The sequence below is a fragment of the Nocardia sp. NPDC051990 genome, assembly GCF_040680755.1.
Lineage (GTDB): Bacteria > Actinomycetota > Actinomycetes > Mycobacteriales > Mycobacteriaceae > Nocardia.
The window spans coordinates 1-18737 of record NZ_JBFAXH010000002.1 but is presented as its reverse complement, the minus strand read 5'-3'; the positions used below and the strand labels follow the sequence as shown (position 1 = coordinate 18737).

Below are 18737 nucleotides of genomic sequence, written 5' to 3'. Positions count from 1 at the left end.
ACACCTAGAGACGGTTCACTAGGTCTCGACATATGCTCACCACAACAGCGGAAACTCCGCGCTCTGTTGGCGATCGGCCTCTTCAACCGAGGATACGAGGATAATTGGTCGCCCGCCGACTGGAGTGTGCACACCGTCCTTGCCTACAGCATTACGATTTCGCCACAACCGCAGAGATTGGTCGTCATTGCGGACACTCCGCATAACGTTGTGGGCTGGCTGCGCGCTCTTCCTGGACTTAGGTTGGAATCGTTGCGTGACCACTGGACATATGAGTTCCGTCATATGCCAACGGGCGCAATAGTGTTGGTGACCGGCAATCCCTCCGGTACCTGGTCGAAATCCGTGGACCACCGTATGACCGGCGATGGCCGCGGCCTTCGGACGGTCAACGTGCCACTTGCCGCCGACGAAGAAGACCAGCTGAGATCAATCCCAGAAATTTCAATCGACGCAGAGTATCTGCTGGCTGGGCTAACATGTCGTGTTGATACCCGCGACCCAAATTCGAGGTGGGCGCTAGGACATTGGTTCTACGATCCCTTGTCCTTTACTCCTGAAAACCGTGATCGGCGGGAGGGAAGACCCAATTCATCACGTCAGAGGTATGAAAGGCGGCTCTGAGGATCTAGGGACACTTGGGCGCTACATCTGAACGATATTCCCTACATCGATGACCTCGCGGCCGCACTTACTGAGCCCCCAGTAGGTATACAAGGTGCCACCTGCCTCGACAATGGCGATCACCTCACCATCAGCCTTGGAAGTGCGAGTCTCGCTATCTATGGGCTCAGACGGCATCCTCATCGTCCGCACTCAGCCAACCACGTATCCGCAGATATTTGGAGCGATGCCTGGTGAACTGGGATCAAATCACTCTCCTCATACTCGCAGCGTTCGGATGCCTGACTCTGGTGTTGACGCAGGTGAGCGAGATCCTCTCAAAACTGCCAGACATCATCCGTGCTTGGCATCGTGTCAGGCGAGCGCTCCGAGCGCATTTACCCGAAAGTCCCCACGTCGATGGCAATATCAATAAAGCCCACGAACTGCGTGAACCTCATGAATGATCGACAATCTTGAGTTGCCTCGGTATATGCTCTTTGAGGGATTTCGCATATTGTCGCCTTAGCGGCGTGCACAGTCGGTCAAGTGCTCGTGAAAGCTCCAGGGTGCGCGATCATGAATGGTCGTGCACCGGAGCTAATTTGCGACCTCGCTGGATACTTAGACCTCCTCTTCCCAGACGGGAAGCGGACAGTTCCACTTCGTAACATATGCCGAATGCAGATCGTCCCGGCATATCTTTCGAAGCTCTAGTTCGAGTGCTCGGATGCTCTCGGCGAGAGTGTGCAGCTCGTCGAGACTCCAGCAGGACTCCTCGGTATTTCGTCGGTAGCGGCTACGCAGGACATGGAATGTTCTGTCGGACAGTAAGGTTTGTGGCGAGCGTGGCTTGCAGCCCTGTGGATCGGACGCATTTGAGAATGTGCATCGTGTTCGCCACTCGCCATGAACTACTATGTTCCGATCATTCTTCAAGTGTTCGGCCGACTTCAAGAGGTCGCGCAGGGAATGTCCAGGGGAGCTGAGGCGGTGATTGGAAGGAAAGTCGTCGATCGCCGCAATACTGTTCTGGATAAGCCAATCGATCGACTGGCCTTCGAGGATGATCAGGCCATCATCCAGGTTCGCGATGGCCGCAAGGGTAGTCCGTAGCGTGCCTTCGAGCACCGCGCTCGCTGCGGCGATGCGACCGATCACCCTCAAGAGATCGTCCGGCAAAGCCGACATAGAAGCGTTCGTACTCACCGATCGAGTATGCGGGTCGATATGGTCTGTCGCACATCCTTTTTGGTGGGTTTCCTGGCCCTCCTCGGGGGCCTGTATGGAGATCGTTCAAGTGCAGCTGCTGAAGATCGGTGTGCGGCTCGTGTCGGTCAAGGAGGACTTCGGTGAGGGGCCGTATGCCATCGCGATGGAGGGCATGCTCGACATCATGAACGGCCTGCAGAACACGTTGCAGGGCCTCGACCTTCAAGACAAGATGCTGCAGAAGGCCGTCAATGGCGGAACCAACGGGTTCGCCAAACTCGGCTACCGCAACGTGCACGCCGAGTTCGAAGGCAAGCGGTTCAACACGATTGAGGTGGATCCCGAGCGGGCTCCGCTGGTCCAGATGGCCTGGAAGCTGTACACCACAGGCGATTACACGCTCGAAGGGCTCGAAGCGACGATCCGACATGGGACTCACCAGCCGCGCGCGAGGCAAACTGCCCGAACGGCCGGTCGACCTGAAGCAATTCCAGCGCATGCTCAGCGACGTCTACTACCTCGGCTACGTCGTTTACAAGGGCCAGGTCTACCCGGCGCGGCACGAGCCACTGATCGATCAGGAGCTGTTCGATCGAGTCCAGGATGTCCGCAACCTGAGAAGTCGTCCCGGGCAGCGGGATCGAGTTCTCCAGCACTACCTCAAAGGCGCTCTGTTCTGTCGTCGCTGCCGCGAACTTGAGCGCACCTCACGCCTTATCTACACGGAGGCCAGGAGCCGCACCGGCCGCTCGTACGGCTACTTCCTGTGCCGTAGCCGCCAGAACGGGGCATGCGACCCGCCGCATCTGCCCGCTGCACTCGTTGAGCAGGCCATGGTCGACCAGTACGCCACGCTTCGACTGCCGGGGGACTTCATCGCCGAAGTCAACGCGCTGCTCGACGATGCCCTCGCTGACGAACAGAGCAGCGGCCGAACTATGCACACGGCGCTGAAGCGGCGACTCGAGGAGCTCGACGGGCAAGAGGAGCGTCTGCTGGATCTGGCGGCAGACGGCTCGATACCGCAGGAGAAGATCAAGACCCGCCTCCGGCGAATCCAAGTCGAGCGCGATCGTGCGAAGGAAGGTCTCCTCGGGACCGGTGCCGAGCTCGGGGCCGGAGCCAACGTGCTGCGGGAGGCCCTCAGCTTCATAGCTGACCCGCACGCGATGTATCGCGACGCTTGTGACGAGACCCGCCGCCTTATGAACCAGACGTTCTATGAACGGTTCTACGTCGACGAGGAGATCGTGATCCGCGGCAGGCTCAGCAGCCCGTTCGACGACTTCCATGAAGCGGCCAAGTTGCGTGTACGGCGCGGAACCGGCGGCTGTAGGACTTCAACGCCGATCAAATGGAAGGGCCCGCAGCCTCCCGAGCAGGACTCCGGAAACGAGAAATGTCCCTCACTCACCGGTATCTATGCGGTACCGGGTTCGAGTAAGGGACATCTGGTGGAGCTGAGGGGACTCGAACCCCTGACATCACTCAGGAGTTCGTGATGTCTCGTGATTCCCGCTGGGTCCCACTCCTGGGCAGAACGATCCCTCATCCCAAGTGCGCGAACGTTTCTTGGGTTATCAGCGTTCCCCAGGAAACCGGCGGTCAGAACCAGTCCCATCCTTATAGTGCCCCGCCGGGGCTCGAACCTACGGCACACCGGACCAGAACCGTCACGCGCTATTTGCCGATGACCAGCAGTTTTCGGTGCTGCAGCAGGTTGGTGTACTGGTCGATACCCCCTCCGGACACTTACCATAACCCCAACCGTGCGGGTCGAGAGATGTCTCGACCCGCACGAGTCGTGTTGCGGGGTGGTAGGTCATCTGCAGGTTGAGGTGCTGGTAGACCTGGGCTTTGTCCACCGGATCCGCTCCGGACAGCACGTGTCGGATATCTCCGAGTTCGTTGATGAGATCGCGGATCTCCTCGCTGGTCATTCGCCGTTGCCTAGTGGTCGGCCGTGAACGGGCGAGGGCTTCGGCGCGGCGGGCTTGGACCTCGGCTATCCATTGCGCCACCAGATGCGGGTCGGCTCCTGCTTCCAGGGCTGCCCGGTGTCGCGCCAGGATCCGGTCACAGTCTTCGATCGCCTGTGCGACGGCCGCTGCCGACGGGTCGAGGTCGTGGTCGGGTTGGGACCGGTAGAGAGTATCGATGGTCTCGGCGACTCGGTGCGGGGCCAAGCATGTGCCCAGCCAATCATCGAGCGGGCCGAGTAGGTCCCGTTCGGCCAGATACACGTTGCGGGGATGGGTGACTTTGTTCGCCAGGGCGTACTCGTTGGGATACCGGCATCGGTAGAGCAGCATGTCCCGGCTTCGCTGGCCTTGCATCCGCCGCTGGCACAGTCCACACCGCAGCCGACCGCGAAACATGTAGGTGTGATGGGTGCGGTGCCGTTCCCGCGTCCCTCGGCCCGCTCCCTTCGCGGCCAGGACCTGCTGGGCGCGTTCGAATGTGTCGGTGTCGATGATCGGGTCGTGCACCGTGTGATCGGAGAAGACCCACTGGTCACGGTCGTTCCACCGCATCCGGGTCTCATGCCCCAAAGCGATGTCCTCGACATCGATGAGGATTTCGTCTTTGCGTTGTTTGTTCCACACCTGCCGCCCGGTGTAGCGAGGGTTGGACAGGATCACCCGAATCGCGCCTTTGGACCAGGCCACCCTGGGGCGGTGTCGGTTTCGTGCGGGGTCGTAGGCCGACGGCGAGGGGACATCGTCGCGGGTCAGTGCCTCCGCGATCGCGAAAATTCCTCGGCCACCGACGACAGCCCACAGAAGAACCTCGGCCAAGGCGGCGACCGCGATGCCGAGTTCGCCGACAGCGTCGCTGTTGACGACTTCTACAAGCATCTCCACGATTGGCTGTCAGGGCCCGGCGAAGGCGCTCAGATCTTCGTGGTCGACAATGCCCCACCGGCCTCAGCCGACAACGACATCGTCGTCCGCTACTCGCGAAGAGCAGACCAGCCACCATACGGTCTGATCGAAGACGAAGTCGCCTAAATCCCGGGCGGTACCCGATCACTTCCTCCCGACTCCGCAGCTCGGCCCTGCCATCACCGCGAGGCGCAATCCATTGACAAACAGTCCGGAGGTCTCACCGAAGCCGTAACACGATCAGTAGCCAGAAGTCATTTATCACCGCGGCCGGTATGAAAGGTGTTTAGAGATGGCGCGTTTGACGACGCGAGGGCTGGTGCGGGCTCGTCGGGCTGGTAGGGGCGCGGCCAGGATGGCGCGGCCGATCTGTACGACGAGGTCGACGATGGTCCCGGCGATGATGCTGGCTGCTCGGACGAGCTGGTCACGGGCGGTGTTGAGGGCGACGGTGAAGCTGCCGCGGTCGGCACTGATCGCGCCGGTGGCCAGAGTGGCGTCGGCGATGGCGGTCCGCAGAGCCTGATAGGCGATCAGTAGTGCGTAGATCTCCTGGGTAACCAGTTCGGGCTGGCGCGCACGCAGAACGCGTCCGCCGAGCATGGTGGATTTCAGTTCCGCACAACTGGTTTCGATCTCCCATTTCTGATGGTAAAGAACCGCTAAATCCTTTGCTGGATAAAACTTTTCGTCGACGAGGGTGGTGATCAGCTGGTAGCGCTCGACACACCGGACAGCCTGTCGATCACCGGTACCGGTGATGACGATGTCGGCGTCGATCACACGCACCGTGACCGTGCCGATACGGGTCAGCCACGACCCGTTAGCGAGCCGCGCCGCCACCGACATCTTGTGTCTCCCCTGGCCGCGGATCAGCAGCTGCGCGCCGGTAGCGGCGGCGGATTCGATGATGGTGGCCGCGTCGAAGTTGCGGTCGGCCAGCAACAGCATCCCCGCCCGCAGACAGCTGAACAGTTTTGGTGCATAAGTGATTTCGCCGCAGCGATCGGAACCGAACACCGCATCTACCACGGTGCGCGTCCCGCAAGCCACCACCGCGACCAACCGAAGCATCGGGAAGCCGGAATCACCGTTGGGTCCGGCCCGATGACGATTGTAAGCGGCGAGATTGGCGTCACTGGCCGGGGCGTAGAGGCAGGTACCGTCCAAGGCGCACACCAGCAGCCCCCGCCACCGGACCGCACCGGCAGCGGGCCCTTTGACCAGGTCGAACAACGCCCGCAACGGCTTCGGGCCTACCCGCCGGCGCGCCTGCGACAACGCCGACGACCCGGGCGAGGCCACCACCGAACCCACACCGGCGACCAGCCGGGCCCATACCTGGGTATAGTCCATGCCCTCGCACAACGCCGCGGCCAGCAGCAGATACACCACCACCCGCGACGGCAACTCCCGCACCCGCGACCGCGCCGAGCTGGTGGCCTCCAATACCGAATCGACCATCTCGAACGGCACGATCTGGGTCAGCTCGCCCAGATGTCCCGGCGCGAACCGCCCCGCCGCTACCCCCGACACACGATTGATGACAGACTGCACAGACAGCGGAACTCCCCGGTGGAACGGTTTTCTTGGTCGTTAGCCTCTCTACCAGGAGTTCCGCTGTTCCATATCGCGACATGCCAAGCGCCTCAGCGCAACTCACTTGCACTGCACCCATCCACGCTAACTGCGCGGCATTGGGTCTAGTCCCCGCACATGCGGCGCGAGTGCGAGATGGGGCAGAACGAGCAGCGCCATCGACAGCAGTGCCTGGGTGTAGGTGTCAATGGGTTGCCGCGGCTTCGATCAGCGGGCGTAACACCTCCAGATAGTGCGGGTTGACGGCTTCACGGACGGCGGTGCGGGCGATCGGGTCGAATTCGAGATCGGCGGTCGCGACTACGCCCTTCGCGGCGCAGTCGCTCGGCGGCCAGCGGCAAGCCGCCGGACCTGGCAGCCATGACCCTCTTGACTTGTTGTTGCGACAACAGATACTGTTGTTGCAACAACAAGTTGTCGCCGCTGGCGGAGTCAGGGAGTGTTCCGATGTATGTGATTCACGAAGAAGCCGTAATCACCGGAGGGATCGAGGAGATCTGGCAGGCGGCCACCGATGTCGCCAACTGGCCGTCCTGGGATCCGCATGAGGAGAAGGCCCGGATCGACGGGCCATTCGCGCCGGGGACGACCGGCTGGGTGAAGCCCAAAGGCGCGCCGGCCGGTCCGTTCACCATCATCGCGGTCGAGCCGGGGTGTTCGTGGACCAGTGAGGCCGGAATCCCGTTCGGCAAGATTCGCGGCCATTACACCTATGAACCGCTCGGCGACGGGACGGTGCGGGTCGGGAAGCGGATGGAGGTGCACGGTCCGTTCCGGCCGATCTTCCGATTGATCTGGGAGCGCGGCATCCGCGCCGATATGCATTTGACCATCGCGGCGCTGGAGGTCGAGGCGCGACGACTGGCGGGTGCGGCGCAGGAGCCCGAACATGGCTGAACCGCGGGGTCCGCTGATGAGCCCCGGGTTCTGGCTGCACCACGCCGCGCTGGAGTGGCGCGCCACCGTGGAACGCAACCTCCGCCCCCTCGGCCTCACATTGACGCAGTTCAATTTGCTCGCCTCCGCGGGCTGGCTCGGCAGACAGGGCGCGGAGCTACCGACTCAGCAGCAAGTGGTGGATATGGCGGGCGCGGACCGGATGATGGGGTCTCGGGTCATTCGCGTCCTGGAAGATCGCGCCCTGCTCGTCCGTCGCCCGGATTCCGATGACGCAAGAATCCTGCGCGTCGAGGTGACCGCCGAGGGGCGCGATCTCGCCCGCCGAGCCATCCGGATCGTCGTCGACACCGACCAACAGGTATTCGGTACCGATAGCGAAGAGCTACGCGACCGGCTGAGATCGATCGCCGCCCGGCGCGGCGGGAGATGATGTGACAATTAAACGGAGATCCGACCTCCGGATTCGACTAGTGCCGCGTCCGGGAACCTTTGCCCTGTTTCGTAGGTGACGCGCCGGTGGAAATCCCTGTGTGGATCGTGTGGTGGTTCAGGCTGTCGGGGTGGCAGAACGAGTTCGGGTCCGTGAGCTTGATGATGACGAGGGCCGCAGGCTGCTGCGGATCATCCGCAGGGGCACGGGGTCGGTGGTGACGTGGCGGCGTGCGCAGGTGGTGCTGCTGTCGGGCCAGGGTATGCCGGTCGCCAGGATCGCTGAGGTGACCTTCACCAGTGCTGATCGGGTCCGGGATGTGGTGCACAACTTCAACACCGACGGATTCGCGTCGCTGTATCCGAAATACAAAGGCGGGCGGCCGAAAACATTCACCCTGGCAGAGCGTCGTGAGATCAAGAAGATCGCCAAGTCCACGCCGGTCGAACACGGCCTGCCGTTCTCGACCTGGAGCCTGGCCAAGCTGGCCGACTTCCTGGTCGCCGAGGGGATGGTCGACGACATCAGCCATGAGGGCCTTCGGGTCCTGCTCCGAGAGGAGGGCGTGTCGTTTCAACGCGTGAAGACCTGGAAGACCTCCCGCGACCCCGATTACGCGGTCAAGAAGGCGCGCGTCGAGCACCTTTACGCGATCGCTGACGGCGAGGTCGCACCCGAGGACGGCGAGCCGAGGGTGATCTACTGCCTCGATGAGTTCGGACCGCTGAATCTGCAACCGCATCCGGGCAGGCAGTGGGCCGAACGCGGCGGCAAACACAAAGATCCCGACAGGGGGCCTCGGCCGCGGCGGCGCGCCACATTCAACCGGCCGCATGGCGTGCGGCACTTGTTCGCCGCGTTCGACCTGCGAGCGGATAAGCTCTATGGCCACGTCAAACCACGCAAGACCCGCACCCAGTTCCTCGAATTCTGCCACTATCTGCGGACTCTGCACCCACCGCATGTGCCCATCGCCATCGTCTGCGACAACTTCGCACCGCATCTGAGCACCCGCGTCGACAGCCGCGTCGGCGATTGGGCCGAGGTCAACAACGTCGAAATCGCCTAACACCCCAACGAATTCCTCGTGGCTCAACCGCAGCATTCGAGGTGCGGTCGGTTTCGGGTACGACAGACCGCCCTGGCTGTGTCCGAACACCGGCCGGTCGATCACCAGTCCCGTGTGTCGGTGGGAGAGACACGACGATCAGGGCCTTCACCATCATCAATGTCGGTGGGTGGTGGTGAGGAGGGCAGCCGCACTGTGACGTGGAGTCCGCCGGCGGGGCGGGGGACGATGATGAGGGTTCCGTCGTGCGCATGGGTGATGCTCTAGACGAGCGCGAGGCCCAGGCCGACACCCGCGTGGTCGGTGTGTATGCGTTCGGTGCCGCGTTGGAACGGTTTGGTGAGTGTTGAGACCACCTGCGGCGCGAGTATGTCACCGGTGTTCTCGACGGTGAGCACGGCGCAGTCGGGGCGGATGAAGGTATCGACCTGTACGGTGCCGTGTTCGGGGAGGTTGTGGACGATAGCGTTGTGTATGAGGTTCGTGGTCATCCGCAGCAGGAGGGCAGGTGAGCCGATGGTGGGGGTGATCTCCCCGGATGTCTGGATGGTGACGTCGTTCTTTTCTGCCAGGGGGAGCAACGTTTCGGCGGCTTCTTCGGCCAGGAGGGACAAGTCGACGTGTTCGCGGGTGAAAGATCGCTGGTCGGCACGGCTGAGCAGGAGCAGTGCTTCGGTGAGGGCGATCGCTCGGGAATTGACGGTGCGCAGGCGCTCATCGAGCTCGCCGGTGTCCCGGTTCGGATCGGCGCGGGCGACGTCGAGGAGGGTCTGCGTGATCGCCAGTGGGGTGCGCAGTTCGTGGGAGGCGTTGGCGGCGAACCATTGTTGGTCGGCGACGTGCGCTTCGAGCTGGGCGAGCATGGCGTCGAAACTGTCGGCGAGTTCGCGGAACTCGTCTCGAGGGCCGGGCAACCCGATCCGGTGGGAGAGCGACCCCCTCGCAGCCAGGCGTGTGGCGGCGGTGATGCGAGTCAGGGGCGCGAGGATGCGGCCGGCGAGAAGCCACCCTCCGAGCAGACCGAACACCAACAGGAAGACCAGCACAGCGCCCGCGGCCTGCGCGAAGTGCCGCGCAAGCCCGGAGCGGGTCAGCACACCCCCGGGGACGGCGGTCACGTCCGGCACCTCATCCAGCAAGTACAGCCACACGGCAGCCAGCAGCATGGCACCCGCGAGCATGAGGAAGCCGGCGTAGCTGAGGATCAGTTTGAGGCGAACGCTCAAACCCGGTGCCCTATCCGCCCGCGACGCACACCGCATCGGCGTCCGGTCCTGCATCGATGCGGTAACCGACGCCTGGAACCGTGGCGATCAGCCCAGGCTCGCCGAGCCGTTTGCGCAGGGCCGACACGATGATGCGCACGGCATTGGTGAAGGGGTCCGCGTTCTCATCCCACGCGCGCTGCAAGAGTTGTTCGGCGCTGACGACGCCGCCTCCGGCAGCGACAAGAACATCGAGCACAGCGAACTGTTTCCGGGTGAGCGCGACGTAGCGGCCGTCGCGGTAGACCTCACGGCGGAACGGGTCCAGACGCAGGCCGGCGATCTCTGTTACGGGTGGTCGGGAGTGCGCGCGCCTGCGGTCGAGTGCTCTGAGCCTGAGCACGAGCTCGCGCAGTTCGAACGGCTTGGTGAGGTAGTCGTCGGCGCCCAGCTCGAACCCGGAGGCCTTGTCGTCGAGTCGGTCGGCAGCGGTGAGCATCAGGATCGGCATGCCGCTGCCCGAAGCGACAATCCCTTCGGCGATCTCGTCACCGGAAGGCCCGGGAATGTCGCGGTCGAGGACGGCGATGTCGTAGGCGTTGACGCGCAACAGCTCCAGGGCGGTGTCTCCGTCACCGGCGAGGTCGGCCGCGATCGCTTCCAGACGCAGCCCATCGCGGATGGCCTCTGCCAGATAGGGCTCGTCCTCGACAACCAACACACGCATGCACCCAAGGCTACGAGCCGGCGCATATCGCCGGCGTATCGAAAACCTCATACGGCCCGGCAACACCACGTTGTCCAGGCTGGCGTCATGAGCCAGACAACGGCAGCACGAACGAGGTCCGATAGCGCTGATGACGTGGGGACGGAGCCGGATCGACCCGAGCCTGCGAGGTGGAAACCGCTCACCCGCATCGCGTTCCGGTTCTGCCTGCTGTATTTCGGCTCGGTCTGCTTATTCATTCCACCGATCGTCTTCGTGCTGACCGGATGGTTCGGATTCTGGCTGGGTCACGGTGCGGCGTATTGGCCTGTCCGGACAGTGCAGCCCGCCCTGAATTGGGTGAGCCGGCGCCTGTTCGGTGTCTCCACGCAGCTGTATCCGAGCGGTGTCGGTGACCAGACAATCTTCTGGGTCCTGTTGTTCTGCGTGCTGGTCGTGGCGGTGGCCGGGACAGCGGTATGGTCGCTGCTGGACCGGCGACGCGCGCACTATCGCACGCTCGCGGGCTGGTATCTCCTCGTCATCCGGCTGTCGCTGGCCGGCCAGATGTTGAGCTACGGCTGCGCCAAGGCGATGGCGGTGCAGATGCCGCAGCCATCGCTGACTGCGCTATTGACCAAGTACGGCGACTTCACGCCGATGGCCGTGCTGTGGTCGCAGGTAGGTGTGTCGAGACCGTACGAAATAATGCTCGGCGCCGCGGAAATCACGGCCGCGATTCTGCTGTTCATTCCGCGGACCGCGCTGCTCGGCGCGTTGCTGGCTATGATCGACACGCTGCAGATCCTCGTGCTGAACATGACCTTCGATGTGCCGGAGAAGATCTTGTCCGCACATCTGCTGCTGATGTCGTTGCTGCTGCTGGCGCCCGAGGCGCCGCGGTTGATACGAGTATTGCTGCTCAACCGCGGCACCGGTCCTTCCGCCGTGCCGTATCCGTTCCGCACCACGAGATGGCGCCGTATCGCGGCGCTGACGCAGGTCGCGTTCGGCATTTGGATCGCGGCGGCGCAGGTGCATGGCAGCTTGCACGCCTGGCGCACAGGTGGGCCCGATCGGCCCAAACCTCCGCTGTACGGCATCTGGTCGGTATCGCAGTACATCCGCGACGGCCAACCGGTGCCACCGCTGACCACCGACGAAACCCGCTGGAAAACTGTGGTGTTCGACTACCCGAACATAGTCACCTACCAGCAGATGGACGACACTCTGGTGACCGTTTCCGCAGACGTGGAGGCCGCCGACCATCGGATCCGGCTGATCGGCGACAGGCCACAACCCGGATCGACGGCCGAACCCGCCCGCACTCTCAATCCGCAGGGCATCCTCACCTTCCAGCAACCCAACCCCGACAACGCAGTGCTGACCGGCGAACTGGATGGCCACCATGTAACACTGACACTCGACCGGATAAACCCGAACAGCTTCCCACAGCGAAACACACCGTTTCACTGGATGCAGAACACTCCGCGACTCTGAACTCATCGCTCGACCCGCGCCCTGCCGGGTCAAGTCCAAATGCGTGGTGTATTGAGGTGATTGCCACGTGATCCTGTTGGGTCAGGCGGTCAGTGCTGGGGTTGTGTCCTCCTGTTCGGTGGGGTCGGACAGGCCGCGGGAGCGGGCGAGGACGTCGAGGCCGAGGTAGCGGCGGCCCTCTATCCATTCGTCGTGTTGTTCGGCGAGGACGGCGCCGACGAGGCGGATGATGGCTTGTCGGTCGGGGAAGATTCCGACAACATCGGTGCGCCGGCGGATTTCCTTGTTCAGTCGTTCCTGCGGGTTATTGCTCCAAATCTGGCGCCAGATTTGTTTGGGGAACGCGGTGAACGACAGCAGATCGGCGCGGGCCGCATCGAGGTGCGCGGCGACCTTCGGGAGTTTCTCGGCCAGGGCGTCGAGCATCCGATCATATTGGGCGGCAACTGATTCGGCGTCTGCCTGGTCGAATACCGAGTGCAGCAAGGTCCGCACCCACGGCCATGATGATTTCGGAGTGATCGACATCAAATTCACCGTGTAATGGGTGCGACACCGCTGCCAGGCCGCTCCGGGCAAGGTTGCTCCGATCGCGGCGACCAATCCAGCGTGCGCGTCGGAAGTGACCACTGAGACCCCCGACAGGCCACGGGCGACCAGATCGCGGAAGAACGCCAGCCAGCCTGCGCCGTCCTCACCGCTGGTGACCTGGATACCGAGGATCTCCCGGTATCCGTCGGCGTTGACTCCGGTAGCCACCAGAGCGTGCACGTTCACGACACGGCCGTTCTCGCGGACCTTCAACACCAGGGCGTCGGCGGCGACGAACGTGTAGGGGCCTTGATCGAGTGGCCGGGTGCGGAACGCTTCGACCTGGGCGTCGAGCTCGGCGGCCATGATGGAGACCTGTGACTTGGAAAGCTTTGTCACGCCCAGTGATTCGACGAGTTTCTCCATCCTTCGGGTCGACACACCGAGTAGATAACAGGTTGCCACCACCGAGGTCAGCGCACGTTCGGCGCGTTTGCGGCGCTCGAGCAGCCACTCCGGAAAATACGAGCCCGACCGCAGTTTCGGGATCGCTACATCGATCGTGCCGACCCGGGTGTCGAAATCGCGGTGGCGGTAGCCGTTTCGCGAGTTCACCCGCTCGTCGCTGCGTTCGCCGTAGCCGGCACCGCACATCGAGTCGGCCTCGTTGCTCATCAGGGCCTGGATGAACGTAGACATCATCTCGCGCAGCAGATCCGGACTCGCGACAGCGAGTTGATCCGACAGCATCCTGGACGGGTCGATAGGCTGGACAGAGGTCATCGCGTGAAACTTTCTTCCTTCAGTGACTTGGTAGGTCTGTTGAAGGATCACGCGGTGACCACCCTCTATCCGGCTACGACACGCCCAGACATTGCTGGCGTCCGGTCGTACACCATCCTGCTGGACTTAACCCCCTGCCCGATGGCGTTCCGGTGAGGCTGGACGGTGCCGGAGCCTGCCGCGAAAAGATGCAGATCGACTCATACCCGGACATATCACAAGGCGCCGAGCACTTTGCGGTTGATCCGGTCACGGCACTGTTCGTGCCGGCCTTCGTCAAGGTCCCCGACGATCCGGATACCCGAACGAAGAATAATGATTAGCGAATCATGAATCAAGACCGTTCTGGGGGGACACGCCGAAGGTGATCCCCCGGCCCGACGGGTACCCGGATCGGCTACGAGCTCCGACAGCTGTTCGTGCAATGCCACAATCGCCACGCAGCCGCAGGCACTTGACCTGCGGCTTCGTTACTCTGTGGAGCTCCCCACTTACCAGGCCCTCGAAGAACTCGGCCGCGCGGTGCGCACCATCTTCGCCTGCGATGGTCAAGTACGCGACCGCGCTGCGGTTGGGCACCGCCGGGTCGGAGTCGATCCTGCGCCGGTTCACCCAGGCGATCGTGAATACCGGCGAGCACGAGGAGACCGAAGCCACGTTGCGGCATGTGCGGCGGCACTTCGTGACCCGCGACAACATGCGCCGCGCTGGACCCCGATAAGCGTCCACGCCCGGCACCGGCACCGCGGCGACTGGGCAGCGGTAGCTACTGGTCCGCGCCTGGTTCCCGACAAACCGCCAGTCGGTACCCTCCGATCGATCGGAGGAAGAGCTGATCTGTTCCCACGGTTGGGCAGCTCGACTGGTTGTGGTGTGTGGACCTCTCGATAATCATATTGAATCGAAACTCTATGGCTGCCAGCGCATCTCGACCGTCTCCGCTAGTCAAGCGGCTGCGCATCGGCAATCGATGAGTTTCGCATCAAATATTACGGCCAGTCAGTATGGAAAGGGGTAGATCAATGAACATTCAATCGGAAACCAGGGATGATTCAGCCCGGTCGGACGGCTTCGACTTCGGGTCCGAGACGGGCATCGAGTTGCTGGAGACGCTGGACCAGGCCTCGATGGGCACCATGCGGTCCTCCATCTTGACATAGCGGCAGGACGCGGTCATGCGGCAGTACTCCGATGAGGCGAGGTGTGCTGCATGACCCGGTCCGGCAGTCGGGTTTGTTTCAGACCGCAAAGAGGTGCCTCCCGTTGAAGACCGAATTGCCTCTGCCCCTGCAGAGCGGGTTCCGCATGTGGTTGCCCCCACGGGTCCGTCTGGCCGCGGGCACGCGAGTCGATTCGACAGATACGAGTATCTGTCTGCGGCGCAATGAGTCGATACTGACTGTGCGGTTGACCGCCCGCCCGCGTGACGCGCTGATGACCGCTCTCCGTGACCCTGATCGTGGAATGGCGACCGAAGGTCTCGCGCCCGCGTGGCGCCAACTGCTCGAAAAACTTGGAGCGACCGGAATGCTGGCGGACTGCGAGCCGCCGGCGGCAGGCGTATCCGGCCTCGATGCCGTCTCCGCGGTGCTCGATCGCATCCACGCGAGCATGGTCGAGCACAACCGCGGCGATACCACGTTGAATAGGCTGGTAGAGGGGCGTTACGACCGGGCCGCTGGGGTGAGATGGCTGGTGGAGAACTACCACTTCACCAAGAGCGCCAGCTACCACATCTCCCCTGTCTTCGGCCACGAGATGTCTTCCGACGAGCGGAAACTCTGGACGCGCTTTCTCGAGGAGGAGTCGTGGCACTGGCGAATCTACCGTCCTGCCGGGTCGGTATTCGGGTTGGGTTTCGACGAGCTGGATGCGGCCGGGCCTAGGGAGTCGACGAGGCAGTTCGTTGAACTGATCCGAGCCGCGGCCGTCCGGAGCCCGGTTGCCTACGCGGCAACACTAGCTTTCATCGAGAAGTCCCCCGCCTCGACGGATGTCGCCGACAACCTGCTGTTGTCGAGTCTCATGAAACACTATGGGTTCACCTCAACCGCAGTACGGCCGTTGTGGTGGCATCAGTTGGAAAATGCGACTGCGGGACACAACGACCTGTCCGCAATCGTGATCTCCAATCGACAGGTCATCGATGCCGCCGATTTCGACGATGCCATCGCCACAGCGGCCGACGTCGTTCGCGGGTCGCGGCTGTGGTACGACGACATGTTCTCGGACTACTGACTTTCGGTCGGCTGTCAAAACCTTCTGAAGGCGCGCCGTAATGTACATACCGAGCTTCACCGACTTGGTCGGCGACGAGTCTGTCTTCGCCGCAGAATATTTCGACCGCCGTCCGCTATTGCGTCGTGGTGCACTCAGTGGGCCGTCCTGTACAGAACTTCTGGCAGTCGCGGATCTCGATGATCTGTTGAACTCCGAGATCGTGCGCCCTCCGTACATCAGGCTATCGGCGCAGGGCCGAGATGTTCCGGTGGACAATTACACCCGATCGATGAATGTGCAAGGCAAGGACATCGGCGGGTACGTCGACCCGAAGAAGGTTCTGCGATTCTTCCGGACCGGCGCGACGATAACGTGGAATTCACTCGGCCACACTCGGCCCAACCTGAGAGCGTTCATCGCCGTACTGGCCGATCGGTTCGCGACCCTGTGCGACCTCAACGCCATCCTCACCCCCGCCGGGCAACAGGGCTTCCTGCCCCATCACGACCCCGTCGACGTCTTTGTCGTACAACTGCACGGCACCAAGTCATGGCGCGTATGGCCGAGACCGCAGACACCACACCGAGATGTGGCACACTACACGCCGGAGAAACTGGGGGAACCATTGCTCGCCGCATCTGTGCGACCGGGCGACGTCATATATCTGCCCCACGGGGCGCCGCATGCCGCCGTCGCCGAAGACTCGATGTCACTACACCTCTCAATCATGATCACCCCACAGAGGTGGTCGGATCTTGTTCTGCAGACAGCCCGCAGCATCATGGACAGCAATCCCGATTTTCACATCACCCCCTATCTCAACTCCGCAAACCGCGAGCAGCTCACCCACGATCTGGCCGCGCGCCTGGAGATTTTGTACACCGAACTGCGTTCCCGAGAAACCGGACAGATTGTCGACGATCTCATCACCGCCAGCAAAGAAGCTGTGGACTCGACAGTGACTCGGCCGTTCGCGGACCTTGCGGATGCGGAAGGATTGTCTGATAACAGTATCGTCAGCCGGCATCCTGGCAATGCCGTCTCGGTGGAAGTCGCTTCCACCAACAACGAGAAGTCTGTGGTGTTCGTCGACGGGAACAGGTATGCGATGCCCGTACAGGTTGCAATCCGGCTCGCGGAACTAACTCCCGGCACCGAGATTAAGGCAGGTGACTTCCTCGGCTCGGGAACCGAAATCAGTCTCCGGACCGTCCGGACCTTGGCCCGGATCGGGGCTGTCCACGTACGACACGATAGCCGTTGATCCCCGTCGGTAAGTCATTGAGGTGATCTCACCGACTTTCAAGCGGTCCGGCGGTATTCGAAGCGAGTGAGGACCAGCGCGGCCTTGACGATGGTGCCGATTTTCTCGGGACTACAGGTGAAGTGGCGCAGGGCGCGCCAGCGGCTGGGGTCCCGCTCGCCAGGTCATGCCAGCGTCGGCTGGTACCGGATGCACCGGCGTCAGCGCTCGCGCCGTCCGCTCGGCGACCTCTCGCGCGGCGGCAGCCGCAGCCCCGCCAGCGCCTGGCCCGAACGGCTCGGTCATCCTTCCTCCCGTAGCCCCACAAGAACAACCGGCACTCGATCATAGGGGTGCCGTTAAGGATGGTGTCACCTGGTACATACGGCGAGAGAAAACCCAGGTAACACAGCTATTCTGTGATCTTGAATTGAGTCGGCGCTGCGATGTACTTCAGTGACACCCGTCGGCGTGAAGCTGCCACGTACAGCGCCGAACTGCGGAAACGTCGTGCAGCCCAGCGGCGTCTCGCTGACGTTCATTACCGTCGCCCCCTGATTGCCTCATGTGGCGCGATTCTTACCGGCACCCCTATCGGCCCGACGTGTGAGGCCCGCGAACGCGTCGAGCTGCGCGCCCGCGAACGCGCCGAGCTGACCCTCTTCGACATCGCGGCCTGAGCCACGGCCGTTGGTACTCGGGGGATTCGGTGGCAAGCCCTCCCGTTGAGGGAGGGCGCGGCAGCTTCGATCTTCAGCGGCGCGGCGCGGTCAGCAGGGTGTCGTCTGGAACGGGAAGCAGGTCTGTGGAGGGGCGGTCGTCCGCGCGGGCGAGGGCACCACGGCGGTGTCGGCCGGTCGGTCGGGGGATCGTAGGGAGGTGAGGGTCAGCACGACCAGCAGCAGGACCGGCACGCCCACCAGCGTCGCGAGGCCCCACAGGATCGGTATGGGCGAGGCACTGCGGTAGCCGGGGTAGTACGGGGACCGGGAGCGCGGCCGTCGCGCGGGGCGGTCGACGAAGCGGATCGACCCGCGCACGTTGCTCCCGCCTATCCGCCCCCTACGGGAATGCGCCCGCCTGGCTTCATACCCCATGCGCATCAGTATGGCGTGCGGCTCTGAGGCGCTACTCCGTTTCGCTTGTCTTGGGGGTGGGAGAGTGGGAATGTAGGCGATACGCGGCCATAGCCACCATGGCGTCTGAGGGCTTGCCGGTGCAGGCCGCGTGCCGACTCCTCGACGTCGCCGAATCGGGCTACTACCACTGGCGGTCACGACCGCCGTCTCAGCGTTCGATCCGGCATGTGTGGCTACTGGATCAGATCCGAGCCGTGCATACCGCTTCCCGGGGCACCTACGGTGCCCATCGTGTTCATGCCGAACTCACTCTCGGTCTCGGGATCAGCGTGGGCCACGGCCAGATCGAGCTGCTGATGGCCCGCGCCGGGATCAAGGGGCTGCCCGGCAACCGCCGGCCCCGGCCGAAGCATCAGACCCCGACCGCAGGAGATCTGGTCAACCGGTCGTTCACCCGATCGCAGCCAAATCAGTTGTGGGTCACCGACATTACCGAACATCGGACCCGGGAAGGCAAGGTGTATTGCGCCGTCGTGCTCGACACGTTCTCCCGCCGGGTCGTCGGCTGGTCGATCGACTCGACCCAGACCGCGGCGCTGGTGACCAACGCGCTGGGCATGGCCATCGCCAACCGCTCACCGCAGGCCGGGACAATCATTCATTCCGACCACGGGGTCCAAGGCGAATTCAACTGGTCGAAGCAACATTTCGTTGTTGAAGCGATTGTAGATGCTGTTCCATCGCCTCGGCCGGAGTGCGCCACCCAAGGACC

16 protein-coding genes and 1 pseudogene are annotated in these 18737 nt (G+C 63.0%); 10 read left to right on the top strand and 7 right to left on the bottom strand.

Annotated features, from left to right (window positions below; all coding sequences use genetic code 11):
* Positions 1 to 1227 precede the first annotated feature (1227 nt).
* Positions 1228 to 1812, bottom strand: coding sequence for a hypothetical protein (locus tag AB0L63_RS03720; protein ID WP_364494134.1), 585 nt, complete (start codon positions 1810 to 1812; stop codon positions 1228 to 1230).
* Positions 1813 to 2312: 500 nt separating this feature from the next.
* Between AB0L63_RS03720 and AB0L63_RS03715 the strand changes: the two genes are divergently transcribed.
* Complete coding sequence (locus AB0L63_RS03715) at positions 2313 to 3317, top strand: hypothetical protein (RefSeq protein WP_364494131.1); 1005 nt, start codon at positions 2313 to 2315, stop codon at positions 3315 to 3317.
* Positions 3318 to 3488: 171 nt separating this feature from the next.
* Here the strand turns inward: AB0L63_RS03715 and AB0L63_RS03710 are convergent, their stop codons facing one another.
* Positions 3489 to 4673 carry a recombinase family protein gene (locus AB0L63_RS03710; RefSeq protein WP_364494128.1) on the bottom strand — a complete coding sequence of 395 codons (1185 nt, stop codon included), beginning with the start codon at positions 4671 to 4673 and terminating at the stop codon, positions 3489 to 3491.
* Positions 4674 to 4961: 288 nt separating this feature from the next.
* On the bottom strand, positions 4962 to 6236 hold the full coding sequence (locus AB0L63_RS03705) for an IS4 family transposase (protein ID WP_364494125.1): 1275 nt from the start codon (positions 6234 to 6236) through the stop codon (positions 4962 to 4964).
* A 510-nt stretch (positions 6237 to 6746) separates the two neighbouring features.
* Here AB0L63_RS03705 and AB0L63_RS03700 point away from each other — a divergent pair.
* The 3 genes and pseudogenes from AB0L63_RS03700 to AB0L63_RS03690 form a co-directional block, all read left to right on the top strand.
* Positions 6747 to 7196 (top strand): SRPBCC family protein, encoded by a 450-nt coding sequence (locus tag AB0L63_RS03700; RefSeq protein ID WP_364494122.1) that lies wholly within the window; start codon positions 6747 to 6749, stop codon positions 7194 to 7196.
* Positions 7189 to 7629 carry a MarR family transcriptional regulator gene (locus tag AB0L63_RS03695; RefSeq protein ID WP_364494119.1) on the top strand — a complete coding sequence of 147 codons (441 nt, stop codon included), beginning with the start codon at positions 7189 to 7191 and terminating at the stop codon, positions 7627 to 7629. The genes AB0L63_RS03700 and AB0L63_RS03695 overlap by 8 nt, the downstream gene beginning before the upstream one ends.
* A 130-nt stretch (positions 7630 to 7759) precedes the next feature.
* Positions 7760 to 8729 (top strand): annotated as a pseudogene (locus AB0L63_RS03690) (IS630 family transposase); the annotation flags it as partial.
* Between the two features lie 232 nt (positions 8730 to 8961).
* Here AB0L63_RS03690 and AB0L63_RS03685 read toward each other — a convergent pair.
* Together AB0L63_RS03685 and AB0L63_RS03680 are read right to left on the bottom strand one after the other, a co-directional pair.
* A complete protein-coding gene (locus AB0L63_RS03685; RefSeq protein ID WP_364494116.1) occupies positions 8962 to 9924 on the bottom strand; it encodes a HAMP domain-containing sensor histidine kinase in 963 nt (320 codons plus the stop codon).
* A gap of 10 nt (positions 9925 to 9934) precedes the next feature.
* Positions 9935 to 10630 (bottom strand): response regulator transcription factor, encoded by a 696-nt coding sequence (locus AB0L63_RS03680; RefSeq protein ID WP_364495592.1) that lies wholly within the window; start codon positions 10628 to 10630, stop codon positions 9935 to 9937.
* Positions 10631 to 10717: 87 nt separating this feature from the next.
* On the opposite strand from AB0L63_RS03680, the gene AB0L63_RS03675 reads away from it, so the two are divergent.
* Entirely contained in the window at positions 10718 to 12109 is a 1392-nt protein-coding gene (locus tag AB0L63_RS03675; protein WP_364494113.1) for a DoxX family protein, read from the top strand.
* 81 nt (positions 12110 to 12190) lie between these two features.
* Here the strand turns inward: AB0L63_RS03675 and AB0L63_RS03670 are convergent, their stop codons facing one another.
* Positions 12191 to 13423: an IS256 family transposase gene (locus tag AB0L63_RS03670; RefSeq protein WP_364494110.1), complete on the bottom strand. Its 1233-nt coding sequence runs from the start codon at positions 13421 to 13423 to the stop codon at positions 12191 to 12193.
* A gap of 544 nt (positions 13424 to 13967) precedes the next feature.
* On the opposite strand from AB0L63_RS03670, the gene AB0L63_RS03665 reads away from it, so the two are divergent.
* The 4 genes from AB0L63_RS03665 to AB0L63_RS03650 all read left to right on the top strand — a co-directional run bounded on the left by AB0L63_RS03665 (position 13968) and on the right by AB0L63_RS03650 (position 16907).
* Positions 13968 to 14144, top strand: coding sequence for a hypothetical protein (locus AB0L63_RS03665; protein ID WP_364494107.1), 177 nt, complete (start codon positions 13968 to 13970; stop codon positions 14142 to 14144).
* A gap of 301 nt (positions 14145 to 14445) precedes the next feature.
* Entirely contained in the window at positions 14446 to 14583 is a 138-nt protein-coding gene (locus AB0L63_RS03660) for a hypothetical protein (RefSeq protein ID WP_364494104.1), read from the top strand.
* A gap of 304 nt (positions 14584 to 14887) precedes the next feature.
* A complete protein-coding gene (locus AB0L63_RS03655) occupies positions 14888 to 15661 on the top strand; it encodes a hypothetical protein (RefSeq protein WP_364494101.1) in 774 nt (257 codons plus the stop codon).
* A 40-nt stretch (positions 15662 to 15701) separates the two neighbouring features.
* Positions 15702 to 16907, top strand: a complete 1206-nt coding sequence (locus AB0L63_RS03650; RefSeq protein WP_364494098.1) for a cupin domain-containing protein — start codon at positions 15702 to 15704, stop codon at positions 16905 to 16907.
* Between the two features lie 749 nt (positions 16908 to 17656).
* Here the strand turns inward: AB0L63_RS03650 and AB0L63_RS03645 are convergent.
* Positions 17657 to 17926: a hypothetical protein gene (locus AB0L63_RS03645; RefSeq protein ID WP_364494095.1), complete on the bottom strand. Its 270-nt coding sequence runs from the start codon at positions 17924 to 17926 to the stop codon at positions 17657 to 17659.
* A gap of 155 nt (positions 17927 to 18081) precedes the next feature.
* Here AB0L63_RS03645 and AB0L63_RS03640 point away from each other — a divergent pair.
* Positions 18082 to 18737, top strand: a 656-nt coding sequence (locus AB0L63_RS03640) for an IS3 family transposase (protein WP_364494092.1), incomplete at its 3' end; no start/stop codon positions are given.

Bases quoted from the DNA above. Each gene is read 5' to 3' on its own strand.
- AB0L63_RS03655 (WP_364494101.1), top strand. From the start codon at position 14,888: ATGGCGACCGAAGGTCTCGCGCCCGCGTGGCGCCAACTGCTCGAAAAA.
- AB0L63_RS03715 (WP_364494131.1), top strand. From the start codon at position 2,313: ATGCTCAGCGACGTCTACTACCTCGGCTACGTCGTTTACAAGGGCCAG.
- AB0L63_RS03680 (WP_364495592.1), bottom strand. From the start codon at position 10,630: ATGCGTGTGTTGGTTGTCGAGGACGAGCCCTATCTGGCAGAGGCCATC.
- AB0L63_RS03675 (WP_364494113.1), top strand. From the start codon at position 10,718: ATGAGCCAGACAACGGCAGCACGAACGAGGTCCGATAGCGCTGATGAC.
- AB0L63_RS03710 (WP_364494128.1), bottom strand. From the start codon at position 4,673: ATGCTTGTAGAAGTCGTCAACAGCGACGCTGTCGGCGAACTCGGCATC.
- AB0L63_RS03670 (WP_364494110.1), bottom strand. From the start codon at position 13,423: ATGACCTCTGTCCAGCCTATCGACCCGTCCAGGATGCTGTCGGATCAA.
- AB0L63_RS03700 (WP_364494122.1), top strand. From the start codon at position 6,747: ATGTATGTGATTCACGAAGAAGCCGTAATCACCGGAGGGATCGAGGAG.
- AB0L63_RS03695 (WP_364494119.1), top strand. From the start codon at position 7,189: ATGGCTGAACCGCGGGGTCCGCTGATGAGCCCCGGGTTCTGGCTGCAC.
- AB0L63_RS03650 (WP_364494098.1), top strand. From the start codon at position 15,702: ATGTACATACCGAGCTTCACCGACTTGGTCGGCGACGAGTCTGTCTTC.
- AB0L63_RS03660 (WP_364494104.1), top strand. From the start codon at position 14,446: ATGAACATTCAATCGGAAACCAGGGATGATTCAGCCCGGTCGGACGGC.
- AB0L63_RS03665 (WP_364494107.1), top strand. From the start codon at position 13,968: ATGGTCAAGTACGCGACCGCGCTGCGGTTGGGCACCGCCGGGTCGGAG.